This window comes from Synechococcus sp. CCY 9618 (assembly GCF_019038415.1).
GTDB lineage: Bacteria > Cyanobacteriota > Cyanobacteriia > PCC-6307 > Cyanobiaceae > Cyanobium.
The window spans coordinates 72,052-93,021 of sequence record NZ_JAFKRG010000011.1 but is presented as its reverse complement, the minus strand read 5'-3'; the positions used below and the strand labels follow the sequence as shown (position 1 = coordinate 93,021).

At 69.0% G+C, this 20,970-nt stretch carries 15 protein-coding genes; all 15 read left to right on the top strand.

Annotation, left to right across the window (positions count from 1 at the left end; all coding sequences use genetic code 11):
• Positions 1-285 precede the first annotated feature (285 nt).
• A complete protein-coding gene (locus tag KUG41_RS03895) occupies positions 286-2,205 on the top strand; it encodes an ABC transporter ATP-binding protein (protein WP_216901286.1) in 1,920 nt (639 codons plus the stop codon).
• A gap of 100 nt (positions 2,206-2,305) precedes the next feature.
• Positions 2,306-3,226, top strand: coding sequence for a glycosyltransferase family 8 protein (locus KUG41_RS03890; RefSeq protein ID WP_216901284.1), 921 nt, complete (start codon positions 2,306-2,308; stop codon positions 3,224-3,226).
• 6 nt (positions 3,227-3,232) lie between these two features.
• A complete protein-coding gene (locus tag KUG41_RS03885) occupies positions 3,233-4,783 on the top strand; it encodes an asparagine synthase C-terminal domain-containing protein (RefSeq protein ID WP_216901282.1) in 1,551 nt (516 codons plus the stop codon).
• Positions 4,780-5,988 carry a glycosyltransferase gene (locus KUG41_RS03880; protein WP_216901280.1) on the top strand — a complete coding sequence of 403 codons (1,209 nt, stop codon included), beginning with the start codon at positions 4,780-4,782 and terminating at the stop codon, positions 5,986-5,988. Before KUG41_RS03885 ends, KUG41_RS03880 begins: the two co-directional genes overlap by 4 nt.
• On the top strand, positions 5,981-6,889 hold the full coding sequence (locus KUG41_RS03875; RefSeq protein WP_216901278.1) for a glycosyltransferase family 2 protein: 909 nt from the start codon (positions 5,981-5,983) through the stop codon (positions 6,887-6,889). The genes KUG41_RS03880 and KUG41_RS03875 overlap by 8 nt, the downstream gene beginning before the upstream one ends.
• A complete protein-coding gene (locus KUG41_RS03870; RefSeq protein ID WP_216901276.1) occupies positions 6,886-7,770 on the top strand; it encodes a glycosyltransferase in 885 nt (294 codons plus the stop codon). The genes KUG41_RS03875 and KUG41_RS03870 overlap by 4 nt, the downstream gene beginning before the upstream one ends.
• Before the next feature lie 16 nt (positions 7,771-7,786).
• Positions 7,787-8,908: a hypothetical protein gene (locus KUG41_RS03865; protein WP_216901274.1), complete on the top strand. Its 1,122-nt coding sequence runs from the start codon at positions 7,787-7,789 to the stop codon at positions 8,906-8,908.
• Positions 8,909-8,929: 21 nt separating this feature from the next.
• The gene (locus KUG41_RS03860; RefSeq protein WP_216901272.1) at positions 8,930-9,814 is read left to right on the top strand and encodes a glycosyltransferase family 2 protein; all 885 of its coding nucleotides are present in this window, start codon (positions 8,930-8,932) and stop codon (positions 9,812-9,814) included.
• The gene (locus KUG41_RS03855) at positions 9,811-13,155 is read left to right on the top strand and encodes a glycosyltransferase (RefSeq protein WP_216901270.1); all 3,345 of its coding nucleotides are present in this window, start codon (positions 9,811-9,813) and stop codon (positions 13,153-13,155) included. Before KUG41_RS03860 ends, KUG41_RS03855 begins: the two co-directional genes overlap by 4 nt.
• Complete coding sequence (locus KUG41_RS03850; protein ID WP_216901268.1) at positions 13,152-14,099, top strand: glycosyltransferase family A protein; 948 nt, start codon at positions 13,152-13,154, stop codon at positions 14,097-14,099. The genes KUG41_RS03855 and KUG41_RS03850 overlap by 4 nt, the downstream gene beginning before the upstream one ends.
• A complete protein-coding gene (locus tag KUG41_RS03845; RefSeq protein ID WP_216901267.1) occupies positions 14,096-16,159 on the top strand; it encodes a glycosyltransferase in 2,064 nt (687 codons plus the stop codon). The genes KUG41_RS03850 and KUG41_RS03845 overlap by 4 nt, the downstream gene beginning before the upstream one ends.
• A gap of 1 nt (position 16,160) precedes the next feature.
• Positions 16,161-17,450 carry a hypothetical protein gene (locus KUG41_RS03840; protein ID WP_216901266.1) on the top strand — a complete coding sequence of 430 codons (1,290 nt, stop codon included), beginning with the start codon at positions 16,161-16,163 and terminating at the stop codon, positions 17,448-17,450.
• Entirely contained in the window at positions 17,447-18,631 is a 1,185-nt protein-coding gene (locus tag KUG41_RS03835; protein WP_216901265.1) for a glycosyltransferase, read from the top strand. The genes KUG41_RS03840 and KUG41_RS03835 overlap by 4 nt, the downstream gene beginning before the upstream one ends.
• Entirely contained in the window at positions 18,628-20,079 is a 1,452-nt protein-coding gene (locus KUG41_RS03830; RefSeq protein ID WP_216901264.1) for a hypothetical protein, read from the top strand. Before KUG41_RS03835 ends, KUG41_RS03830 begins: the two co-directional genes overlap by 4 nt.
• Positions 20,076-20,894, top strand: a complete 819-nt coding sequence (locus tag KUG41_RS03825) for a glycosyltransferase family 2 protein (RefSeq protein ID WP_216901263.1) — start codon at positions 20,076-20,078, stop codon at positions 20,892-20,894. Before KUG41_RS03830 ends, KUG41_RS03825 begins: the two co-directional genes overlap by 4 nt.
• Positions 20,895-20,970: the final 76 nt, after the last annotated feature.

Here is a 20,970-nt window from a genome sequence, read left to right as displayed (position 1 = left end):
GGGCAGGATTCAGGCTTTGGCGACAGGACGACCACCGATGCCGGATCCGTCGTAAAAGTGAAGCGATGCCAGGGACCGTCTGAGGCACACCTTCGTCCTGCCTTCCATCGTTGACAATCGTATGTCCAGCCAACCTTCCTGTGGCCCTGCGACCAGGGTTTAAAGTTGAATTCTGATGATGCGCCGTCCGTTGATGTGTCAACCTCCGGTGATCAAATCCTCTGATCATTGGAACGCTTTCCGACGATCTCACGTTTTTTCAACTCACATCCCGCCTCGCCATTGATGCCATCTCTCCATCGCATCAGCCGACGCTTCTCCCTTCCCCTGCTGGCTCCCCTCACCGATCAGAAACCCGCCGCACGTCTGATCAGGCACTCGGTCAAGAAATACTGGAAGCTCCTCTCCCTCAACTTCGGCACCAGCCTGGTGGCCAGCCTGAGCGAAGGCGCCACCCTGGGGGTGATTTTTCTCGCCGTGAGTCTCATGAGCGCTCCCGAGAACGGTGACTGGAGCAACCTCGCCATTCTCGGATCTCTCCGCCACTTCCCCTCACTCCAGTCCTGGTTCGACACGGCACTGAGCACCCAGGCCGGCCGCAACGGGATCTTCATCCTTCTGCTCGCCAGCGCCGTGGGGCTTCAGGCGCTGATGGCGGCCACCGGCTACGTGAACAGCATCAGCACCGCCACCATGGGTGCCCGCCTTGGTTCAGAGATCACGGCCAAGCTGAATGACCGGGTCCTGTCGCTGAGTTTCCCCTGCGCCAGTCGCTACCGCATCGGTGACCTTCTCAATTACGTGGGCTCAGGGGGCAGCACCGTCGGCCAGGAGATCGCGCTGGCCAACGCGATGGTGATGAACGGTCTGCAGCTGCTCATCTATCTGGTCATCCTGGTGGCCATTTCACCCTGGCTGCTGCTGGTCGCCTTCGGCATGGCCGCCGTGATGCAGACCGTTCAGAAGGTTCTGCTGCCGCGCATCCGCACGAATGCCCAGCATCAGCAACGCATCAACGTGGAGCTCTCCAGTCAGCAGACCGAACAGATCCAGGGTCTTCGCCTGCTGCACAGCACCGGCCAGCTGCAGAGGTCCAAACAACGGCTGCTGGGCCTGCTGACGGAAAATCAATACCTCTCGATCCGGCAGAGCAAGCTCACCAACATCGTGCAGCCTATTTCCAACATGCTGCCGATCATCTCGATCGCCCTGATCGCTGCCCTCAGTCTGGTGGTCTTCAAGGACCGCAGCAGCGGCATTCTGCCAAGCCTGGTCACCTTCATCATCGCCCTGCAGAGATTGAATCAGAGGGTCGGCACCCTCACCAGCCTGGCGGCCGGCTACGCCTCCAATGCCGCCCAGGTGGATCGCCTCAACGAGATTCTGCGCAATGACGACAAGCAGTTCGTACGCACGGGAGGCACCCCGTTCACGAGCCTGCGGGACGCCATCCAGCTCGAAGATGTCACCCTTCGCTACGCCCCCGACCTGCCCGCAGCCCTCTCCGGAATTCACCTGCGCATCGCCCGGGGCCAGACTGTCGCCCTTGTGGGCTCCAGCGGCGCAGGGAAAAGCTCGATCGCCGATCTGCTGGTGGGTCTCTACGACCCCAGCGAGGGTTGCATCCTCGTCGACGACCTCGATCTTCGCTGCATCGATCTGGCCAGCTGGCAGCAGCGTCTCGGTGTCGTCAGCCAGGACACCTTCCTGTTCAATGCCAGCATCGCCAGCAACATCGCCTTCGGTGTGCAGGACGCCACGAAGGATCAGATCATGGCGGCCGCCACCAAGGCCCAGGCGGCAGGCTTCATCTCAGACCTGCCCGAAGGCTTCGACACCATGATCGGCGAACGGGGCTATCGCCTCAGCGGCGGCCAGCGCCAGCGGATCTCCCTGGCCCGAGCCATTCTTCGCAATCCCGAACTGCTGATTCTCGACGAAGCCACCAGCGCCCTCGACAGTCAGAGCGAGCGACTGGTGCAACAGGCCATCGAGCAGTTCGAGCGTCAGCACACCGTGCTGGTCATCGCCCATCGTCTCAGCACCATCGTCAACGCCGACCTGATCTGTGTGATGTCGGAGGGCAGGATCGTGGAGCGCGGCCGGCACCATGAACTGCTGGCCCACGACGGGCTCTATGCCCGGTTGTGGAACGACCAGTCCAAACATCCCCAGCAGCCCACTGTGGCGATGTCCCAGGGCTGATGACAACCCACCTTCCTGTCGGGGCACGGAGGATTGATCGCCAGGAGCGAAGGGGCCACCATCCCGGTCCCGGGTTCCATGAACCAACGGATCCTTCCGCATGATCATCGCCTGCACCATCGACAACAACTACATCCGGCACTGTGCCGTGATGCTGAAGTCTCTTCGCCTTGCCAACCCCGAAGAAGCCATCAGCGTCTACATCATGCATGGGGTGATCGATGCTGCTGAAAGGGCTCGCCTGGCTGCCTATCTCGGAGATTTTCTTCCCTCGGTGTCCTTCATCCAACTCGATGAGGAGATGCTCGCGGGATTTCCCGTCTTCGGCCATATCACCCTGGCCACCTATTTCCGGCTGCTGCTGCCTGCCGCACTCCCTCATGCGGTGGAGAAGGTGATCTATCTGGATTCCGATCTGATCGTCGTCGATTCGCTCACTCCGCTGTGGGAGTCGTCACTGGGAGAGAACAGCATCGCTGCGGTCGAAGAGCACAATCAGGAATTCGATCGTCAGAGGCTTGCCCTCGCCGAGGGGTCCCTGGTGTTCAATGCCGGAGCCATGCTCATCAATCTGGCTCGCTGGCGACAGGACAACATTCTGGGCACCGGCCTGGCCTTCGCCCAGGCCCATCCCGAGCGCATCAAGCACTGGGATCAGGATGTGCTCAATTCCCTGCTGGAGGCCCACTGGAGCCCCCTGGACTGGCGCTGGAACGCCCTGCCCCACCTGTGGCTGCATCCGGACTACGCCGATCCCGCCACGTCCCTGGGTCGTCAGGCCGAAGCGGCCAGGGCCCGTCCGGCCGTGATCCATTTCGCCGGATCCGGTGTCGCCAAACCCTGGAACCATCGCTGCAGCCACCCCTGGCGCCAGCGCTACCTCGAGATCCGCCAGCAGACTCCCTGGGCGGGGATGCCCCTGGAGGACGCGCCCGACAGCTCCCTGGGCGAAAGCCTCCGCAAGCTGCGGTTCCGGATCAAGCGCGCCGGAAAGACGATGCTCACCAGCCTGAAATCCTGAATCGCCATGACCATCCAGCTCGGCGATCACCGGCTCACCTGCATCGGCTACTGCGACAGCAGCGAAGCCGACCTGCTCGGTCGTTTTCTGCGGCAGGGGAGCCGGGCCCTCGCCGGCACGGAAGGCGAATACACCCTGGTGATCGAGAGTGGCGGGGGCGACGTGACCGTGATCACATCCCCGGTCGGGGCCACTCACTACTTCTACACCCAGCAGCAGGGTCGCCTCTTCCATGGTGACCGGGTGGCGGACATCCTGCGCCGCAGTGGCCTGGCCTGGCAGTGGAACTGGCAGGCCCTCGGTGATCTCTGCCAGCTCGAGAACCTGACCGACAACCAGACCCTCCACCCGGAGATCCATCGGGTGCCGCCGGGCAGCATTCTCCATGGCAGCGACGGGCGGCTCAGCCTCAGCTCGGTGGCAACGATCGACCGGATTCAGCCCGGCCCTGCCGATCCGGACGCTGCCGTGGATGCTCTCAACAATGCAATGGCGGGACTGGCCGGTGAGACCCCTTACCTCTCCCTCTCGGGTGGATTTGACTCCCGCGTGATCCTGGCCTCCATGCTGCACCTGGGCCTGCGGCCCCATCTCATCACCACAGGACGGGAGGAGGCCACCGACGTGCAGGTGGCCCGCCGCATGGCCCAGCGCTTCGGGCTCCCCCACCAGCTGATCAGCCTGGATCTGGAGGAATTCTTCGCCCACGCCCCCACCATTTCCAGCCTCACCAACGGCACCAAGCCCGCCTGTCACTGGCACACCTATCTCTATCCGCTGAAGGCCGCCATCCCCTCGGATGCCACCTTCTTCGTCGGAACGCTGGGTGAATTCGCCCGTTCCTACTACTTCGACCGGGGCTGGCTGGGCCGGCTGGCGTCCCTGGCCCCCGAAGCCGCCCTGGGCCGGTTCTGGCGGATGAAACTGGCCCGCCACCCGACGTTCCTCGCCGAGGAACTGGGCCACCTGGCTCCCCAGCTGGCCGCCGAGCTGGCCGGGGAGGGCAGCGAACGGCGCGCCGACCGCCTCAGCGGGTTCTGCCACGGAGAGTTTCTGGACGGACTCACCCGCTATTACTTCGAGCAGCGGGTGCCCAACTTCTATGCCAACGGCATCGCCATGTACCGGGCCTCCAGCGCCTGGCGCTCCCCCTTCCACGACCGTCGCTGGATCGAGACGATCTGGAATCTGCCCGATGGCTGGAAGCTGGGCTCCAACTGGCACCGCCACGCCATCGCCCGCAACTGCCCGGAGCTGCTGGCCTTCCCGGAAGAGAACGGCTTCGATCGGCACCGCATGCTGACCAAGGCGCCGCCGCTCTACTGGACGCCCCCCCTGCGGCGGGCCCGTTACGTGAGCTACGACCTCAGCGCCGACTGGTATCGGGATCCCCGCATGCTCGCCTTTCTCAGGCAGCACACAGAGGTGATCGGGGATCTGGTGGACCCGGCCCTGGTGGGCCGGATTCTCGAAGCCCATGCGGCCGGCGGCGACCGCACCAGGAGCCTGGCCTTCCTGCTGACCCTGATCTTCTGGAAGCAGGTGATCACCCCATGAGGGTGCTGTTCGTCTCCCACATGGCCACCCGCAGCGGCGCTCCCCTGCTGCTGCTCTGGTTGCTGCGCTGGCTGATGGAGCACGACGCCGGCATTCAACCCTCCGTGGCGCTGATGGGTGATGGTCCGCTGCGGGAGGAGTTCGAAGCCCTGGCACCCACCACGGCCTGGAGCCGGCCCCTGTTCCAGCCCCTGGGCGAGCGCATCCGAGGCCGACTGGGCAGAGGAGCGGCCGCCAGCCCCGCCGACCTGCTGGCGGCAGCGGTGAAACGCCACAGACCCGAGCTCCTCTACCTCAACACCCTCGTGCTGGGCCGCCATCTCCGCGGCCTGAGCGCGGACCCGAAGCGACCGGCCTGCCTCACCCACGTGCACGAGCTGGACACCACCCTGGCCACCATGAGCACCCCGGACGACGTGGCGCGTCAGCTCGCCCTCTCAAGCGAAGTGGTGGCCTGCGCCGCAGGGGTGCGTCAATCCCTCCATGCCCACCACGGGCTGCCGCTCGAGCGCTGCGCCGTGGTTCCGGGGTTCATTCCCTTCGCCCCCCCCGCAGCGGCGGCAACGGGTGTCCCGGTGGCGCCGATGCCCGAGCATCCATTGCTGGCTCCGCTGGAGCAGGCCCTGGCGGCAGGCACCTTCGTGTTCGGCTTCGCGGGGCAGGCGATCCCTCGCAAGGGGTTCGACCTTTTTCCGCTGCTGGTGAGGGAATGCGTGCGGGTCTTCGCCGGCCAGCCCTTTCTCGCCGTCTGGCTCGGCGCCTCCCCGACCCAGGAGGAGGTGATCGTGACCCGGCGCGACCTGCGCCTGCTGGGTCTGGAGCGGCACGTGCTGCTGCTGCCGCCGATGCCCTCGGGCATGGCCATCATCGGGCGGTATGCCGTCCACGGCCTTCTCTCCCGGGAGGACCCCTATCCGGTGGTGGCCCTGGAGGCGGCGGCCGCGGCCGTACCCACTGTCTGCTTCCGTGACGGGGGCGGCATCGTCGACTTCGTGGCCGACAGCTGTGGCGTTGCGGTGGATTATCTGGATCTGGGGGCCTTCGCCGCGGCGCTCCACAGGCTCAGCACCGACCCGGACACCCGCCGGCAACTTGGGGAGCGCAGCCGGGCCAGGGTGCTGCGCGAATCCTGCATCGATGACGTGGCGCCCCGGCTGCTGGCGTGCATGCAACGGGCCGTCGCGGCCGGAGCCCACCATGGTTGAGCTGCCGCTGCCCAGCTCCCGGCCCCTCTACGGCTGGTCCAAGAGCCCGGACCCCGCCGTGCCCTTGAGCTTCCGCACCGATCCGGCCCGGCCGCTCTTCTCGATCGTGATCCCCACCCTCAACCAGGGGCCCTACATCGAGGACACCCTGCTCTCGATCCTCTGGCAGGGCTACGACAACGTCGAAATCATTGTGGTCGATGGCGGCAGCACCGACGAGACACCGGCGGTGCTGGAGCGCTACCGGCCCTGGATCCGGGTGCTGATCTCAGAACCGGACCGGGGCCAGTCCGACGCCATCAACAAGGGCTTCCGCCGGGCCAGCGGATCGATCCTGGCCTGGCTCAACTCCGACGACTTCTACCTGCCGGGGGCCTTCCGCACCGTGCTCGAGTGCTTCACGGCCCATCCCGCGGGCCGCTGGGTGATCGGCAGCGGCGACATCATCAGCTCCGACCAGCACTTCCTGCGCCATGTGCCCGCCAGGGAGGGTTCCAGGGACACCCTGCAGGCCATCGAGAACGACTGCTTCCTGCTGCAGCAGAGCTGCTTCTGGAGTGCCTCCCTCTGGCAGGAGGCCGGCGGGGTCGACGAGAGCCTCAGCCTGCTGATGGACTACGACCTGTGGTGGCGCTTCTCGCAACGCTGCAGCGGCATCGCCACCCAGGAGAAACTGGGGGCCATGCGCTACTACGCCACCGTCAAGACCCGGCGCCAGGGGGAACGCTTTCCCGCCGAGCTGGCCACCATCTACGCCCGATACGGCGCCAGCGAGCAGCTGGATGGACTGGTTCGCAGGCTGCTGGACGAGAAGTCCGCCCTCGGGGAGCGGCTCCAAGGCCTCGAAGGGCAGTTGCCTGTACGGCTGCTGCGTCGGTTGCGACTGCTGCCCAGGCCATGAGCACACCCGAACTCTTCGTCGGCGTCACCAGCTGGAACAGCGAACTGTTCCTGCCCCACTGCCTGGAGGCCCTGCAGGCCACCACCAGGGGCACCCCTACCCGGCTCTGCGTGCTGGACAACGGCTCCACCGACCGCTCTGTGGCCATCGCCCGGGATCGGGGCGCCGAGGTGGTCGTGCGCCGCTGCAGCCAGCCCGACGCTCTCAACACCCTGCTGCGCCGGTCCCGCTCTCCCTTCACCCTGCTGATCCACGCGGATGTGATCCTGCTGGACCCGCACTGGTTCCCCCTGTGCCGCTCGCGGCTCACCGATGGGGTGGCGCTGGTGTCCCCCCAGGACATCGGCTGCGGCCCCCTCACCCGGCCCTTCGGAGCCGGCATGCCGGAGAGTTCCTTCCTGCTGATGCACACCGAACGCTTCCGCCGCTGCCTGCGGCTCCACTGGCGGCGCAGGGGCCGCTGGCCGCGGCCCCACTACGCGATCGACTTCCATGGCCCCCACATCACCCACCACCTGCCGGACGAGCTGAGGCGTCAGCGGCTCAGCTGGGTGCCGATGGAGGTCTACGTGTCCAACCGGGCCAGCGCGCCGCTGTTCACACCGAGCTCCCCCCCCACGGTGTGGAGCGACGAGCTGTCCTACCTGCGCTACGGGCTGGGCAACTTCTACGGCCTTGACGGCACCATCACCCATTACCACAACTGGTACGACCGGATCACCGCCCGGGAGAAGACCGAAACCGCGTCGACCCCGGGCCGAAAGGACTTCCCGGTGGACTTCATCCGCTCCTACACCCACCGCCTGCTGGAGGACTACAGCGCCGGCCGGCTGGACCTGCCCACCGATCTCAGCACCACCCGCACCCCCAGGGCGCTCTGACCGCCGCCTCTCCGCCATGACCGGTTCCCCACCATCACGGCCGATCGCGGCCCACTTCCTGCTGGTGCCTGAGCTGCTCCACTCGCCCCCCAACGAGGCGATCATCTCCGCCCTGCTGGAGACCGGCCACGACGTGCACGTGTTCGCCCCCGGGCCCTGCGGCAGCACGGAGCCCTACGGCGAGCGGGTCACCACCCACCCGGTGGCCTATTCCATGCGCTGGCTGCTGACCCAGGCCTGGCGCCCCCGCTGGCGGCGCTACGCCTGCTTCTCGGGCACGACCGAGGATCCGATCGCCCTGGTGGGCGTGCTGGCCCGGCTGCACCGCCGCCCCTCCTTCGTGCTGGGGGATGAGATCCGCGCCGGCAGCTACCGGGGCCCACGCTCGGAGCGCTGGAAGGGTCTGTGCCTGGGCGCCTATCGCCGGGCCCGCTTCACCATCGTCAACGACACGCACCGGGTGCCCCTGGTGCGCGACTACGCCGGGCTGCCGGCGTCCCAGCCCGTGCTGGTCTACCCCGGCTGCTTCCGCCAGCCCCCGCCGCGGGATCCCGAGCTACGCCGCGAGCTGCGCCGGAGCTGGGGGATCGGGCCGGACGCCCTCACTCTGGCCATCTCGGGGGGATTCAATCTCACCGCCGGAGCCCACTGGCTGCTCGATGCCCTGCATGAGGATCCCTCTCTATGTGCGGTGATCCAGCCCCTGGGGGTCGATCCCCTGGCCCTTTACCTGCTGCGCCGCCTGAGCCTGGGCGGCCGGCTCCACATCGAGACGGGCCGGCTGTCCTGGCAGGAGGCCTGGCGATCGGCCGTCGGTTACGACATCGGCCTGGCGGTGTACACCAATCCGGCTCCCCAGTTCCAGAGCATGGGCATCAGCTCCAACCGACTCTGCATGTACCTGGCCATGGGCGTACCGGTGATCTGCAGCCGCCAGAGGAGTTTCCAGTTCGTCGAGGACTTCGGCTGCGGCGTGATGGTCGACGACGGCGCCGGTTTCCTGGCGGCGGCCCATCACCTGGGGACCGACCTGGAGGCCCGGCGGCAGGACTGTGACCGCTGCTTCCACGACCACATCCGCCCCCGGGAGCGCTACCGCGCCCTGGTGGAGGCGATCGACGCCCTGGCTCAGCACTGAGGCGAACCCGACACCGAAGCCATGGACCGCGCCTCTCTCAATCTGCGCCTCTACCTCGCCGCCCGGGGGGTGCTGCACGGCAGCCGCCGGCGCATCCCGAGGGTCCTGCTGCCCCCGAAACAGCCCCTCGGCCATCGTTTCTCGATCGCCATCACCACCTTCGAAGCCCGCTACGAGAGCTACTTCCGCCCCCTGTACCGTTCGTTGCGGCGCACCTTCCCGGAGGTGCCGATCCTGGTGGCCGTCAACGGTCACGGCGATCCCGCCAGCCACAGTCGCTACCTGGATCGCCTCTGCCGGGAGCTGGCCAGCGGCGAGCCGCCCCATTGCCGCTTCCTGCTTCACGATCGGGTGGTGGGCCTCTGCCAGCTCTGGAACGAACTGCTCCAGATCAGCCCCACGGCCACCACCCTGGTGCTCAACGACGACCTGCGCATCGACCCCTGGCTGCGGCGCTGGGCCGAGGCCATGCAATGGGAGGGGGTGGAGCTCACCCTGCTCAACAACACCTGGTCCCATTTCGCCATCGGCCGGCAGTGCTGGGAGACGGTGGGCGCCTTCGACCAGAGCTTCAGCGGCATCGGCTTCGAGGACATGGACTACACCGCCCGCGCCAGCCTCGCCGGGGTCACGATCCAGGGTGTGTCCTGCCCCTACCTGCACCATGCGAACGACCAGCCTGCCAGCACCTCCTTCGACGGCCAGTCGGAGCGGGTCTGGGGGAAGTACACCTCCGCCAACCAGGAGAGCTTCTTCAGCAAGTGGCAGCCCTGCCCGGCGCCGGAGGGCATCTACATCCGCCAGCTTGGCGGCCACGTGAGGGCCATGGCTCCCCTGCCCCATCTGCCCGTGCCGGCGCCGCAGGTGTCCGGAGCAGGGATCCTCTACCCGGACCGGACACCATGAAGCTGCTGGTTCTCGCTCCTTCGGCCTACCTGCTGGGCGGCGTCCAGGACTGGCTGGCGAATCTGGTGCCGGGCCTGCGGACCGGGGGCCTGGAGGTGACGGTGGCGGTGCCCGAGGGGGATCATCACCGCCACGGCCCCTATGCCCGCGCCTATCCGGCCCTGGCGGCACGGGCGATCCGCAACCCCAGCGGCAGCGCCGAAGGTCGGATCCGGGCCATCGCCGCCCTGCTGGAGGAGCTTGACCCGGAGCTCGTGCTCGGGGTCAATCTGGTGGACCTCTACCCGGCGGCGCGGAGGGCCCGCCGCCAGGGCCGCTTCCGGGGAAGGGTCGTGATGACGCTGCACGCGCTTCAGGCCGACTATTTCGATGACCTGCGGCACCACGGCGCCGGCATCGATGCGGTGATCGCCACCAACCGGCTGGCCTGCCGGCTGGCGAGCGAGAGGGGCGGGATCGAGCCGGCACGGGTGCTGTACGCCCCCTACGGCGTGCCGGTGCGGCCCTGGCAGGCCCCGGCCGGTGATCCCGCCTCCAGCCTGCGGTTGGCCTGGGTGGGCCGGCTGGAGCAGGCCCAGAAACGGGTGCATGATCTGCCGCCGCTGCTGACGGCGCTCCGGGCGCGCGGCATCGACCTGCAGCTCAGCATCGCCGGCGACGGCGAGGAGCGGCCCGCCCTGGAGGCGGCCCTAAGGCCGTGGATCGAGCAGGGCAGCGTGCGGATGCTGGGCCACGTCGACCAGGAGCGACTGGCGGATCGGATCTACGGCCATCACCATGCCCTGGTGATCACCTCCGCCTGGGAGACGGGCCCGATCGTGGCCTGGCAGGCCATGGCCAGCGGCATGGCGGTGGTCAGCAGCCGCTATGTGGGGTCGGGACTGGAGGGAGCCCTTCACCATGACGACACGGCCCTGCTGTTCCCCTGCGGGGATGTCACAGCCGCCGCCGAGCTGCTGGGGCGGCTGCGGCGGCCGGCCCTGCTGGAGCGGCTCTCCCGTGCCGGCCATGCCCTGGTGGCGGAGCGCTACAGCGAGGCGGCCTCCCTGGCGGCCTGGCAGCGGGCGCTCCACGCCGTGACGGCGCTGCCCCCCCGGCCCCACCGGAACCGGCAGCGGCCCCTGCCGGCCTGCTGGATCGCTGGCTCGGCAGCGGCCGGGGCGAAGATCTGCGGCGCCTGCTGGGACGACGCTTCCGCCATGGCAGCGCCGGCAGCGAATGGCCCCACAGCCTCAGCGCCGGCGCGGATGATGGGGATCTGCTGGACGCGGCCGCCCGCCTGGACCATCCCCGCGATCACCCAACCGAGCCCCATGGCTGAAGCAGCGGGACCGTCCAGGAAGGAGCGACTGGGGGTGTGGCTGAAGGAGCGCCTCCGCTACGAGCACCTGCTGCGCGCCGGCGCGCCGGCCCATCTGCGGATCGCCAACCGGAATGAGCGGCTGGAGACCGCCCCTGATGGCCGCGGGCAGGCCTGTCTGTGGCGCTACACCTCCCGGCTGCATGCCCCCGGGGTCGCGCCCCGGTTGGGGAGACGCCTGCTGGAGCGCTGCCTGGAGGAGGCGCCGATCCGGCGACGGCGCACGCCCCTGTGGGAGGAGGGACCGCCGGACCTGAGCGTGCTGATCGGTCACCGGGGCAGCGAACGGCTGCCCCTGCTGCTGGCCACCCTGGAATCCCTCGCCGCCCAGGAGGACGTGCGCCTGGAATGTCTGGTGATCGAGCAGGACAGCGAGCCCCGCATCGCCAGCCGACTGCCCCCCTGGGTGCGCCACGTGCATGGCCCCCTGGCCGACCCTGAGGCCCCCTACAACCGCTCCCACAGCTTCAATCTCGGAGCCAGGGAAGCCCGGGCGCCCGTGCTGCTGCTGCACGACAACGACATGCTCGTGCCGGCCGGCTACAGCCGCCGGCTCCTCGATCGGATCGGCCGCGGCTATGCGGTGGTGAACCCGAAGCGCTTCGTCTTCTATCTGGATGAAGCCCACAGCGAGCGGGTCCTGGCCGGTTCCCAGGACTACGGGGCCCGGCCGGCGGAGGCGATCGTCCAGAACCTGGAGGCCGGCGGATCGATGGCGATCACCGCCGCCGCCTACGCCGCCATCGGCGGCATGGACGAGGGTTTCGTGGGCTGGGGAGGCGAGGACAACGAGTTCTGGGACCGCTGCCTCACCCGGCCCGCCTGGATCTGGGGGTATGAACCGATCGTGCACCTCTGGCACCGGGGCCAGCCCCTCAAGCACCGCCGCGACAACCCCAACCTGGAGCGGGCCCGGGCCGTGATGCAGCGGCCCGCCCTGGAGCGCATCGCCGCCCTGCGCCCGGCGCCCGTGGCCGGCCTGGTGAGCACGATCATCCCGGTGCACAACCGCTCCGCCCTGCTGCGAGAGGCGGTGGACAGTGTGCTGGCTCAGGATCACCGGCCGATCGAGATCGTGATCGTCGACGACGGCTCCAGCGACGACACCGGAGCGGTGGCCGACGGGCTGGCCGCCAGCCATCCCGGGACGATCCGGGTGCTGCACCAGCCCAACGGCGGCCCCGGCGCCGCCCGCCAGGCCGGACTGGAGCACTGCCGCGGTGAATTCATCCAGTTCCTCGACAGCGACGACCTGCTGCTGAGCGGTAAGTTCCGCGCCCAGGTGGGGGCCCTGCTCCGTGACCCCGAGGCCCGGATCGCCTACGGCCCCAGCCTGGAGGAGGACCATTCGCGGCGGCCCGTGCAGCGCCGGGGTCCGATGCGCGCCACCGGCACCCGGCTGGAGCGGCTGTTCCCCAGGCTGCTGCTGGAGCGCTGGTGGACCACCAGCTCTCCGCTCTACCGCCGCGACCTGCTGGACCGCATCGGCCCCTGGCAGCCCTGGGTCAACGAGGAGGACTGGGAATACGACGGCAGGGCCGGCGCCACCGGGGCTCCCCTGGTGTGGGTGCCGGGGGAGGTCTCCGTGCGCCGCATCCACATGGACGAGGACCATCTCAGTGATCGGGGCCACCTGGACCCCCGCAAGCTGGCCGACCGGGCCCGGGCGCAGGCCTCCCTGCTGGACAGCGCCCTGGCCGCCGGCGTCGACCGCCACGGTCCGGAAATGGCCCGCTTCGCCCGCTCCGCCTTCCTGCTCAGCCGCCAGTGCGGTGCGGCCGGAGCGGAGCAGGCCTCCCGGCAGCTGTTCCGGCTGGCCCGGCGCACGGGCTCGGGCCAACTGCCGCGGCGACTGGAATTTCTCCTCTATGGCCTGCTGGCCGTCAGCCTCGGCTGGGGCCGGGCCGCCCGGCTGACCATGGCGTTCCGGACACGGCTGCGGCCGGAACGCCGCCCCAGGGGGGAACATGGCCTGAAGTGACCCTGGAGCCTGTGGAGCACGAACCCGGCCCGGCCCCGACGGTGTCGGTGGTGATGGGGGTGCGCAACGGCGCGGACAGCCTGGCGGCCACCCTCGATTCCCTCATGGGTCAGGAGGGGGTGGCCCTGGAGATCGTGGTGGTCAATGACGGGTCGACCGACGGGACGAGCGCGATCCTGGCGGCGCGCGCCGCCGCCGACCCGCGGCTGCGGGTGCTCGAGCGTCAGGGCCGGGGGCTCACACGCGCCCTGATCGAAGGCTGCCAGGCGGCCCGGGGCCAGTTCATCGCCCGCCAGGATGCGGGCGACGTCTCCCTGCCGGACCGGCTGCAGCGCCAGCTCCGCTGCCTGGAGGAGCACCCCGAGGCCAGCCTCTGCTCCAGCCACGTGCGCCTGGTGGTGCCCGAAGGCGCCACCGTGCGGGTCAACGCGCCGGAGGCCGCGGCCCTGGCCGATGGCCTCACCGGCCCCGGCTGCCACGGTTCGGTGATGCTGCGACGCAGCACCTACGAGCAAGCCGGCGGCTACCGGCCGATGTTCTACTTCGCCCAGGACATCGACCTCTGGAGTCGCATGGTGGAGCACGGTGCCCATCTGGTGGTTCCCGAGGTGCTCTACGAGGCCACCCTGTCCCCCGGTTCGATCAGCGGCTCCCACCGCCCGGAGCAGGAGGCCTTCTATGGCCTGATCGTGGCGGCCACCCGGGCCCGGCGAGAGAGCCGGGACGAAGCCCCCTGGCTGAAGCAGGCCGAAGCCCTTGCGGAACGCTGCCGAGGCGGTCGCTCCGGCCGCGCCGCCCCCCGCCGTCAGGCCGATGGGGCCTACTTCATCGGCGCCTGTCTGGCGAACGCCCATCCCGAGGTGGCGCGCCTCTACCTGCGGCGGACCCTTGCACTCAACCCCCTGCACCTCAAGGCCCGGCTGAAGCTGGCGACCCTGCCATGACCCTCAGCGTCGCCATTCCCACCTACGGCCGCGATCAGGTGCTGGTCGACAGCGTCACCGCCCTGCTGGGCCTCGACCCGCCGCCCTTCGAATTGCTGGTGGTCGACCAGACCCCCCACCATGATCCGGACTGTGAAGCGCAGCTGGCGGCCTGGCAGGAGGAGGGCCGGATCCGCTGGCTGCGGCTGCCGGTCCCTTCGATCACCGGGGCCATGAACCGGGCCCTGCTCGAAGCCCAGGGCGACCGGGTGCTGTTCCTTGACGACGACATCCTCCCCGACCCTCAACTGCTCACAGCCCACCGGAGGGCGGGCGCGGAGGACGACCGGGCCATGCTCGCGGGCCGGGTGCTCCAGCCATGGCACAACGGCCGCAGCGATCCGGAGGACGGTCCTTTCCTGTTCAACAGCCTCAGATCCCAGCCCGTGGAGGCCTTCATGGGGGGCAACGTGGCCATCCCCCGAAAGCAGGCCCTGGCGCTGGGAGGCTTCGACCAGAACTTCGTCAAGGTGGCCTACCGGTTCGAGGCCGAATTCGCCCACCGCTGGCGCCAGGCCGGCCATCCGATCCAGTACGTCCCCGAGGCCCTGATCCACCATCTCAGGGCCGAGCGGGGCGGCACCCGCAGCTACGGCAAGCACCTCACCACGGTGAAACCCGACCACGCCGTGGGGCGCTACTACTTCCAGCTGCGCACCCGGCCCCTGCCTGTGGCCTTGGCGGAGTGCCTCCGTGGCTGGCTGGCGTCAGTGCGCAGCCGCCACCATCTGCGCCACCCCTGGTGGATTCCCCCCACCCTGCTGGCCGAAAGCCTCGGCCTGCTCTGGGCTCTGCGCCTTCAGGCAAGAGGACCGGCCCTGCTGCCCACCCGACAACCTCGGCTGCTGATCGCGGGGAGCCATCCGATCCAGTACCAGACACCACTGTTCCAGGCCCTCGCCGCCGCCTCCGGGGTGAGCAGCGAGGTGCTCTACCTCACCCTGCCGGACGCGGAGACCCAGGGGCTGGGATTCGGCGTCACCTTCCGCTGGGACGTGCCGCTGCTGGATGGCTACCAGTGGCACGAAGCCGCCAGCGGGCGAGGCCAAGGCATCAACGCCGGCTATCGGGGTGTGCGGCTGGCGCGACCCCTGGCAGAGCTTGGTTTCGGGCCCGGCCGGCAGCGGCCCGATGCCCTGCTGCTGACCGGCTGGCACTTCCTCGGCATGGTGCAGCTCTTCCTCGCGGCGCGCCTCCAGGGCCTGCCGGTGCTGCTGCGGATGGATTCCAATGCCTTCCGTCCCAGACCCTGGCCCCTGTCCCTTGCCTACTGGTTCCTGTTCCGGGGGGTCTCGGTGGGCCTTCCCGTGGGTTCAGCCAATGGCCGCTGGTACCGCCAGTACGGCGTGCCTCAGGAACGCCTGGTGCTCTCGCCCCATTTCGTGGACAACGCCTATTTCGGCGATCACTCCGACTCCCTGCGCCGGCGGCGCCACGAGCTGCGCACCCGCTGGGGGATCACACCGGAGGCCTTCTGCTTTCTTTTCGCCGGCAAGCTCCAGCCCAAGAAGCGGCCGCTCGATCTACTCGAGGCTTTGCGAATGCTCCTGGCCCAACAACGGACCCCGGCGGTGCATCTGCTGCTGGTGGGCACCGGGCCGCTAGAGGAGGACTGCAGGGCCATGGCGAAGCGGCACGGCCTGCCGGTGAGTTTCGCCGGTTTCCTCAACCAGTCCGAGATGCCCTCGGCCTACGCGGCGTCCGACACCCTCGTGCTCCCCTCGGACCACGGTGAGACCTGGGGTCTGGTGGTGAATGAGGCCATGGCCTGCGGGCTGCCGGCGATCGTCAGCGACCTGGTGGGCTGCGCCGAGGATCTGGTGCTGAACAATTGCACAGGTCTGGTGACCCCATTCGGCCAGCCAGCGGCACTGGCCGCGGCCATGGGGCGGATGGCAGCCGATCCCATCGCCGCCGCCCGGATGGGGGCCGCCGCCCGGGCGCGGGTCAACGAGCACTTCGGGGTACAGAACGCCGCCGCCGGCATCCTGGCGGGGCTGGCCCTGCTGAGGCCCCGCTGACATGCGCCGCGCCCTGATCCTTTCCCTGCAACCCCCCGGCAGCGGCGGTGTCCAGGCCCGCCGCTACGGCAAGCTGCTGCCCCACCTGGGGGCAGCGGACTGGGAATTCCACGTCGTGGGCCCCGATCCCATGCTGGACGCCCTGATCCCGGAGCCTTCGCCGGAGCATGGCCGCTACTGCCACTACAGCCGGCAGGTTTCCCTCTCCCGCGTCTGCGCGATCCGGAAGAACCGCCACCGGCGGGGCTCTCCGCCGCACCTCTGGTACAGCCTTCGCCAGCTGGTGCACCGGTGGCTGGAGCGGCGGCTGCACCACGATGGTGAGGCCCGTGTGCTGGAGGGGATCGAAGCGAAGGCCCTGGCCACGGAGGCGACGATCCCTTTCGATGTGGTGGCGGGGATCTGTCCGGACTTCAGGGTGCTGGAGACGGCACGACGGCTGGCCGGGCGGCTCGACAAACCCTGGATCGCCATCTACGACGATCCCTTCGGCCACCGGGAGAAAGGGGCCTTCCACCCCGCCGATCCCGAGCGGCAACGGGCCCTGCTGGAGTCCGCCGCAGGGGTGGTCTTCGCCTCACCGCTCACCCTGCGGCGCTACCGGGAGCAGGGACTGCTCGGGAGCACTCCCGCCACCTTCCTGCCGGACTGCTTCGACCCCGCCTTCAGCCCCCCGGCGGCGCGGGCTGAAGGCGGGACCCTGACCCTGTTCCACCCCGGCAACCTGGGACCCTGGCGTCCGCTCGGTCCACTGCTGGATGCGGTGCAGCGCTGGCAGCGGGAGGGTCGGGGTCCGCTGCGGATCGATCTCTACGGCTACGTCTACCCCGAAGCCCGAAACCGGATCGAGGCCGACCCCAGCCTGCGGCGCTGCGTGGGCATCCACCCGGCCGTCAGCAACGCTGACTCCCATGCCCTGGCCGAACGCGCCGACGCCCTGCTCGTTCTGATTGGTCCGCGCCACACCGACAACCTGCCGTCGAAGTTCTTCGAGTACCTCCCCCACGCCACACCGGTGCTAGCGGCCGGGCCGGCAGGCAACCCCCTGGAGAAGCTCCTGGCCACCTTGCAGAAGGGGATCTACTGCGACATCGAGGACAGCGAGGCGATCTTCGCCGCCATTGAGGCCCTGCAGCTCGATGGGGGCCAGCACCGGCTGCGCCATGGCGACAACCGGGAGGCCATCGCCGCCTATGCCGCGCCCACCGTGGCCAGGGCCTGGGGGTCGGCCTTCGATCGGTTCCTGGCCCGGAGGGAGGGGCAGGAGCCCGTTCCACCTTCCCGGACATGAAGGTCCTGCACGTGGTTCCCTCGATCAGCCCCCTGCGGGGCGGCCCCAGCCGCGCCGTGATCGACATGGTCAGCGCCCTGCGGGATCAGGGGGTGGACGCGGCGATCCTCACCACCAATGACCACGGCCCGGGCCTGCACCCTGATCTGATCACGGGGCGCTGGCAGCGCCATCAGGGGGTGCCGGTGCTGGCCTTCCCCCGCTGGAGCCCCCCCATCGCCCCCCTGCGGGAGTTCGCCTTCAGCCCCGGCCTGAGTCTCTGGCTCGCCCGGCACCTGCGCCGCTACCAGCTGCTCCACATTCATGCCCTCTTCTCCTACCCCTCCACCAGCGCCATGGCCCAGGCCCGCTGGGCCGGGGTCCCCTACCTGCTGCGCAGCATCGGCCAGCTCAGCCCCTGGAGCCTGTCCCAGAGTCGGGGCCGCAAACGCTGGCTGCTGCGGCTGATCGAACGGCGCAACCTGGAGGGGGCGGCCGCCGTCCACTTCACCACCCCCGCCGAGCGCGACGAGGCCGCCGCCCTGGGGCTGCGCAGCCCCAGCCTGGTGCTGCCGCTGGGGGTGCGCAGCCCGCAGCCTCCTGGTCAGCGGCCTGCCGAAGAGGGCGGGGGCGGGGGCGGGCCGGTGCGATTCCTGTTCCTGTCGCGGCTGCACCCGAAAAAGCAGCTCGAGAACCTGCTCGACGCCCTCGCCCTGCTGCAACGGCGGCACCCCGAGGCGTCGTGGGAACTGGCGATCGCCGGCGATGGGGAGAGCCCCTACGTGGCAGCCCTGCAGCAGCGCACCCGGACCAACGGCATCGAGGGGCGCTGCCGCTGGCTGGGCTTCGTCCAGGGACCGGCGAAATGGCAGGCCCTGGAGCAGGCCGACTGGTATGTGCTGCCCTCCGCGGCCGAGAACTTCGGCATCGCCGCAGTGGAGGCGCTGGCCGCGGGCACCCCCGTGATCCTCTCCCCCGAGGTGGCCGTTGCCGCCGACGTCGCCCGCTCCGGAGCGGGGCTCGTCAGCGCCAGCAACCCCGAAACCCTCGCCGGTACGCTCGCCGCCGCCCTGGGGGGACCGTCCCTGTCAATGCGGGCAGCCGCCCTTAACCTGGCAGCAACGGATTTTTCCTGGAGCACAATCGCCCTTCAGTTGCGTGACGCCTACCGCCAGGTGCTGACCTCCTCCGCCGGCCGATGACCACCCTGCTGCTGATCGTGCTCTTCGGCGTCCTGGCCGCCGTGCTGCTGGACGGCGACTGGGGCACCGGCCTGATGGTCACCCTGGTGATCGGCTTCCTGCAGGATCCCCTGCGCAAGATCACCCCGGGGCAGCCCGGCTACTTTGTGGGTCTGGTGCTGATCGGTTTCGCCCTCTGCGGTGTGGTGCTCTACGAGCGAACCGGACGCTTCAACCTGAGGGCCATGTTCTGGACCGTGCCGCGCTTCGACGAGTGGGTCACGATCTACTTCGCCCTGATCGCCCTGCAGGCCATCAACGGCTTCGCCCGCTTCTCCGACATCCGCCTGACCATCATCGGCGCCGCGTTCTACCTGGCGCCGGCTTTCGGCATGTGGATCGGCTTCCAGGTGGGCTGCAATCTGCCGTTGCTGAAACGCCTTCTGGCGCTCTACCTGATCGGGTCGGCGGTGACAGGCATCAGCGTGTTCCTCAGTTTCCAGGGGGTCGATCACCCCACCCTGAAGGAAGTGGGCCAGGGCCTGGTGATCACCTTCCGGTACGGGTTCGAGGCCCAGGGTGCTTCAGGGTTCTGGCGCACCAGTGAAATCGCCTCCTGGCAACTCTCCGCCGCGGCCTGCATCGCCGCCACGATGGGCATCGCCAGCCAGAAGCCGTCGAGCCAGATCGGCCTGCTGCTGCTGGCGGTCAGCTTCGCCTTCCTGACGATCCTCACCGGTCGCCGCAAGGCCCAGGTGCTGATCCTGGCCTTCGTCGCCATCTACCTGCTGCTGTTCAGCCGCCGGGCCAGCCCCGCCTCGAAGGAACGGGTGATCACAAGCGTGCTGGGCGTGGCCGGGATCGCCTACCCCCTCTATGCCTTCGTACTGGCGGGGAATCTGGGCGAAAACTTCCAGGAATTCGCCAACCGCTCCCTCACCTCCCAGGGGGATCTGGCTGAACGGGTCGAGACCCAGGGCATCGGTGCCACCCTGCGGGCAATCCAGGTGTCCGACGGCATCGGCATGGGTGTGGGCGCCGGGGCCAGCACCGGGGGAAACGTCCAGAACGCCGCCCGGGATGCCATCCAGAGCGTCGGCTTCGTGTCCGAGGGGGGCGGCGGCCGCCTGATCCTGGAACTGGGGGTGCCTGGGATGGCCATCCTGGCCGTGATCCTGCTGCTGCTTGGCCTGGTCCTGCTGCGCAACTTCCGCCTGCTCAAGCACTTTCCCCAGCCCACCTCCGCCCTTCTGATGGGACTGGTCTCGTTCACGCTGGCCAATGTGCCCGCCTTCTACTCGGCGGCCCAGCTCTACGGTGACCCCTTCGTGCTGATTGTGATGAGCCTCTGCATGGGCTCCTTCCTGGCCATTCCCACCCTCCTGGCCCAGCAGCAGGAGCAGTGGGCCCAGTGGCAGCAGCAGCAACGCCTGGCCCTGGTGGGTCAAGGCTCCCGCCCGATGGCATGAGCACGACCAACGAGCCCGGGCGGACGACCGGCTCAGGTCCCCTGCTGACGGCTCTGATCCTCACCCATAACGAAGAGGCCAACATCGGCCGCACGCTCGATCATCTGCGCTGGGTGGAATCGATTCTGGTGATCGACAGCGGCAGCAGTGATGGCACCCTGGCCATCCTCTCCGGCCATCCGACGGTGCGGGTGCTGCAGCGCCCCTTCGACAGCTTCGCCGATCAGTGCAACTTCGGCCTGGACCAGATCGCCACACCGTGGGTGCTGAGCCTCGATGCCGACTACCGCATTCCCCCGACCCTCGCCGCCGAGATCCGCACGGTGCTGGCCGGGCCCGACAGCGCGGCGGTGGCGGGTTTCGCCATCCCCTTCCGGTACTGCGTCGCCGGCCGGCCCCTGCGCAGCGGTCTGATGCCCCCCCGGGTGAGCCTCTATCGCCACGGCATGGGCCGCTATCGCAACGACGGTCATGGGCACCGGATCGTTCTGTCCGGTCCGGTTCAACGCCTGCGCCAGCCGATCTTCCACGACGACCGCAAGCCCCTGCAACGCTGGCTGGCCTCCCAGGGGCGGTACCAGGCGATCGAAGCGGCCAAGCTGCGCTCCACCCCCTCCGACCGGCTGTCCCTGGCAGACCGGCTGCGCAAGCACACGCCCCTGGCTCCGTTCGCCGCCCTCCTGTTCTGTCTGTTCTGGAAAGGAGGCCTGCTGGATGGCTGGCGCGGCTGGGCCTATGCCCAGCAGCGGATGTATGCGGAGCTGCTGCTCAATCTGATGCTGATCGAGAGCCGGAACACCTCCACGCCCCCGTGAGGGTGCGAGGAGCGGGTGGCCTGCCGGAAGCCCCTTTCTCTTCTCTGTTCCGGACACGATTTCTCCGGATCGGGAG

What these genes read in the sequence shown, in the direction of transcription:
- KUG41_RS03895 (WP_216901286.1), top strand. Translation starts at nt 286, where the DNA reads ATGCCATCTCTCCATCGCATCAGCCGACGCTTCTCCCTTCCCCTGCTG.
- KUG41_RS03890 (WP_216901284.1), top strand. Translation starts at nt 2,306, where the DNA reads ATGATCATCGCCTGCACCATCGACAACAACTACATCCGGCACTGTGCC.
- KUG41_RS03885 (WP_216901282.1), top strand. Translation starts at nt 3,233, where the DNA reads ATGACCATCCAGCTCGGCGATCACCGGCTCACCTGCATCGGCTACTGC.
- KUG41_RS03880 (WP_216901280.1), top strand. Translation starts at nt 4,780, where the DNA reads ATGAGGGTGCTGTTCGTCTCCCACATGGCCACCCGCAGCGGCGCTCCC.
- KUG41_RS03875 (WP_216901278.1), top strand. Translation starts at nt 5,981, where the DNA reads ATGGTTGAGCTGCCGCTGCCCAGCTCCCGGCCCCTCTACGGCTGGTCC.
- KUG41_RS03870 (WP_216901276.1), top strand. Translation starts at nt 6,886, where the DNA reads ATGAGCACACCCGAACTCTTCGTCGGCGTCACCAGCTGGAACAGCGAA.
- KUG41_RS03865 (WP_216901274.1), top strand. Translation starts at nt 7,787, where the DNA reads ATGACCGGTTCCCCACCATCACGGCCGATCGCGGCCCACTTCCTGCTG.
- KUG41_RS03860 (WP_216901272.1), top strand. Translation starts at nt 8,930, where the DNA reads ATGGACCGCGCCTCTCTCAATCTGCGCCTCTACCTCGCCGCCCGGGGG.
- KUG41_RS03855 (WP_216901270.1), top strand. Translation starts at nt 9,811, where the DNA reads ATGAAGCTGCTGGTTCTCGCTCCTTCGGCCTACCTGCTGGGCGGCGTC.
- KUG41_RS03845 (WP_216901267.1), top strand. Translation starts at nt 14,096, where the DNA reads ATGACCCTCAGCGTCGCCATTCCCACCTACGGCCGCGATCAGGTGCTG.
- KUG41_RS03840 (WP_216901266.1), top strand. Translation starts at nt 16,161, where the DNA reads ATGCGCCGCGCCCTGATCCTTTCCCTGCAACCCCCCGGCAGCGGCGGT.
- KUG41_RS03835 (WP_216901265.1), top strand. Translation starts at nt 17,447, where the DNA reads ATGAAGGTCCTGCACGTGGTTCCCTCGATCAGCCCCCTGCGGGGCGGC.
- KUG41_RS03830 (WP_216901264.1), top strand. Translation starts at nt 18,628, where the DNA reads ATGACCACCCTGCTGCTGATCGTGCTCTTCGGCGTCCTGGCCGCCGTG.
- KUG41_RS03825 (WP_216901263.1), top strand. Translation starts at nt 20,076, where the DNA reads ATGAGCACGACCAACGAGCCCGGGCGGACGACCGGCTCAGGTCCCCTG.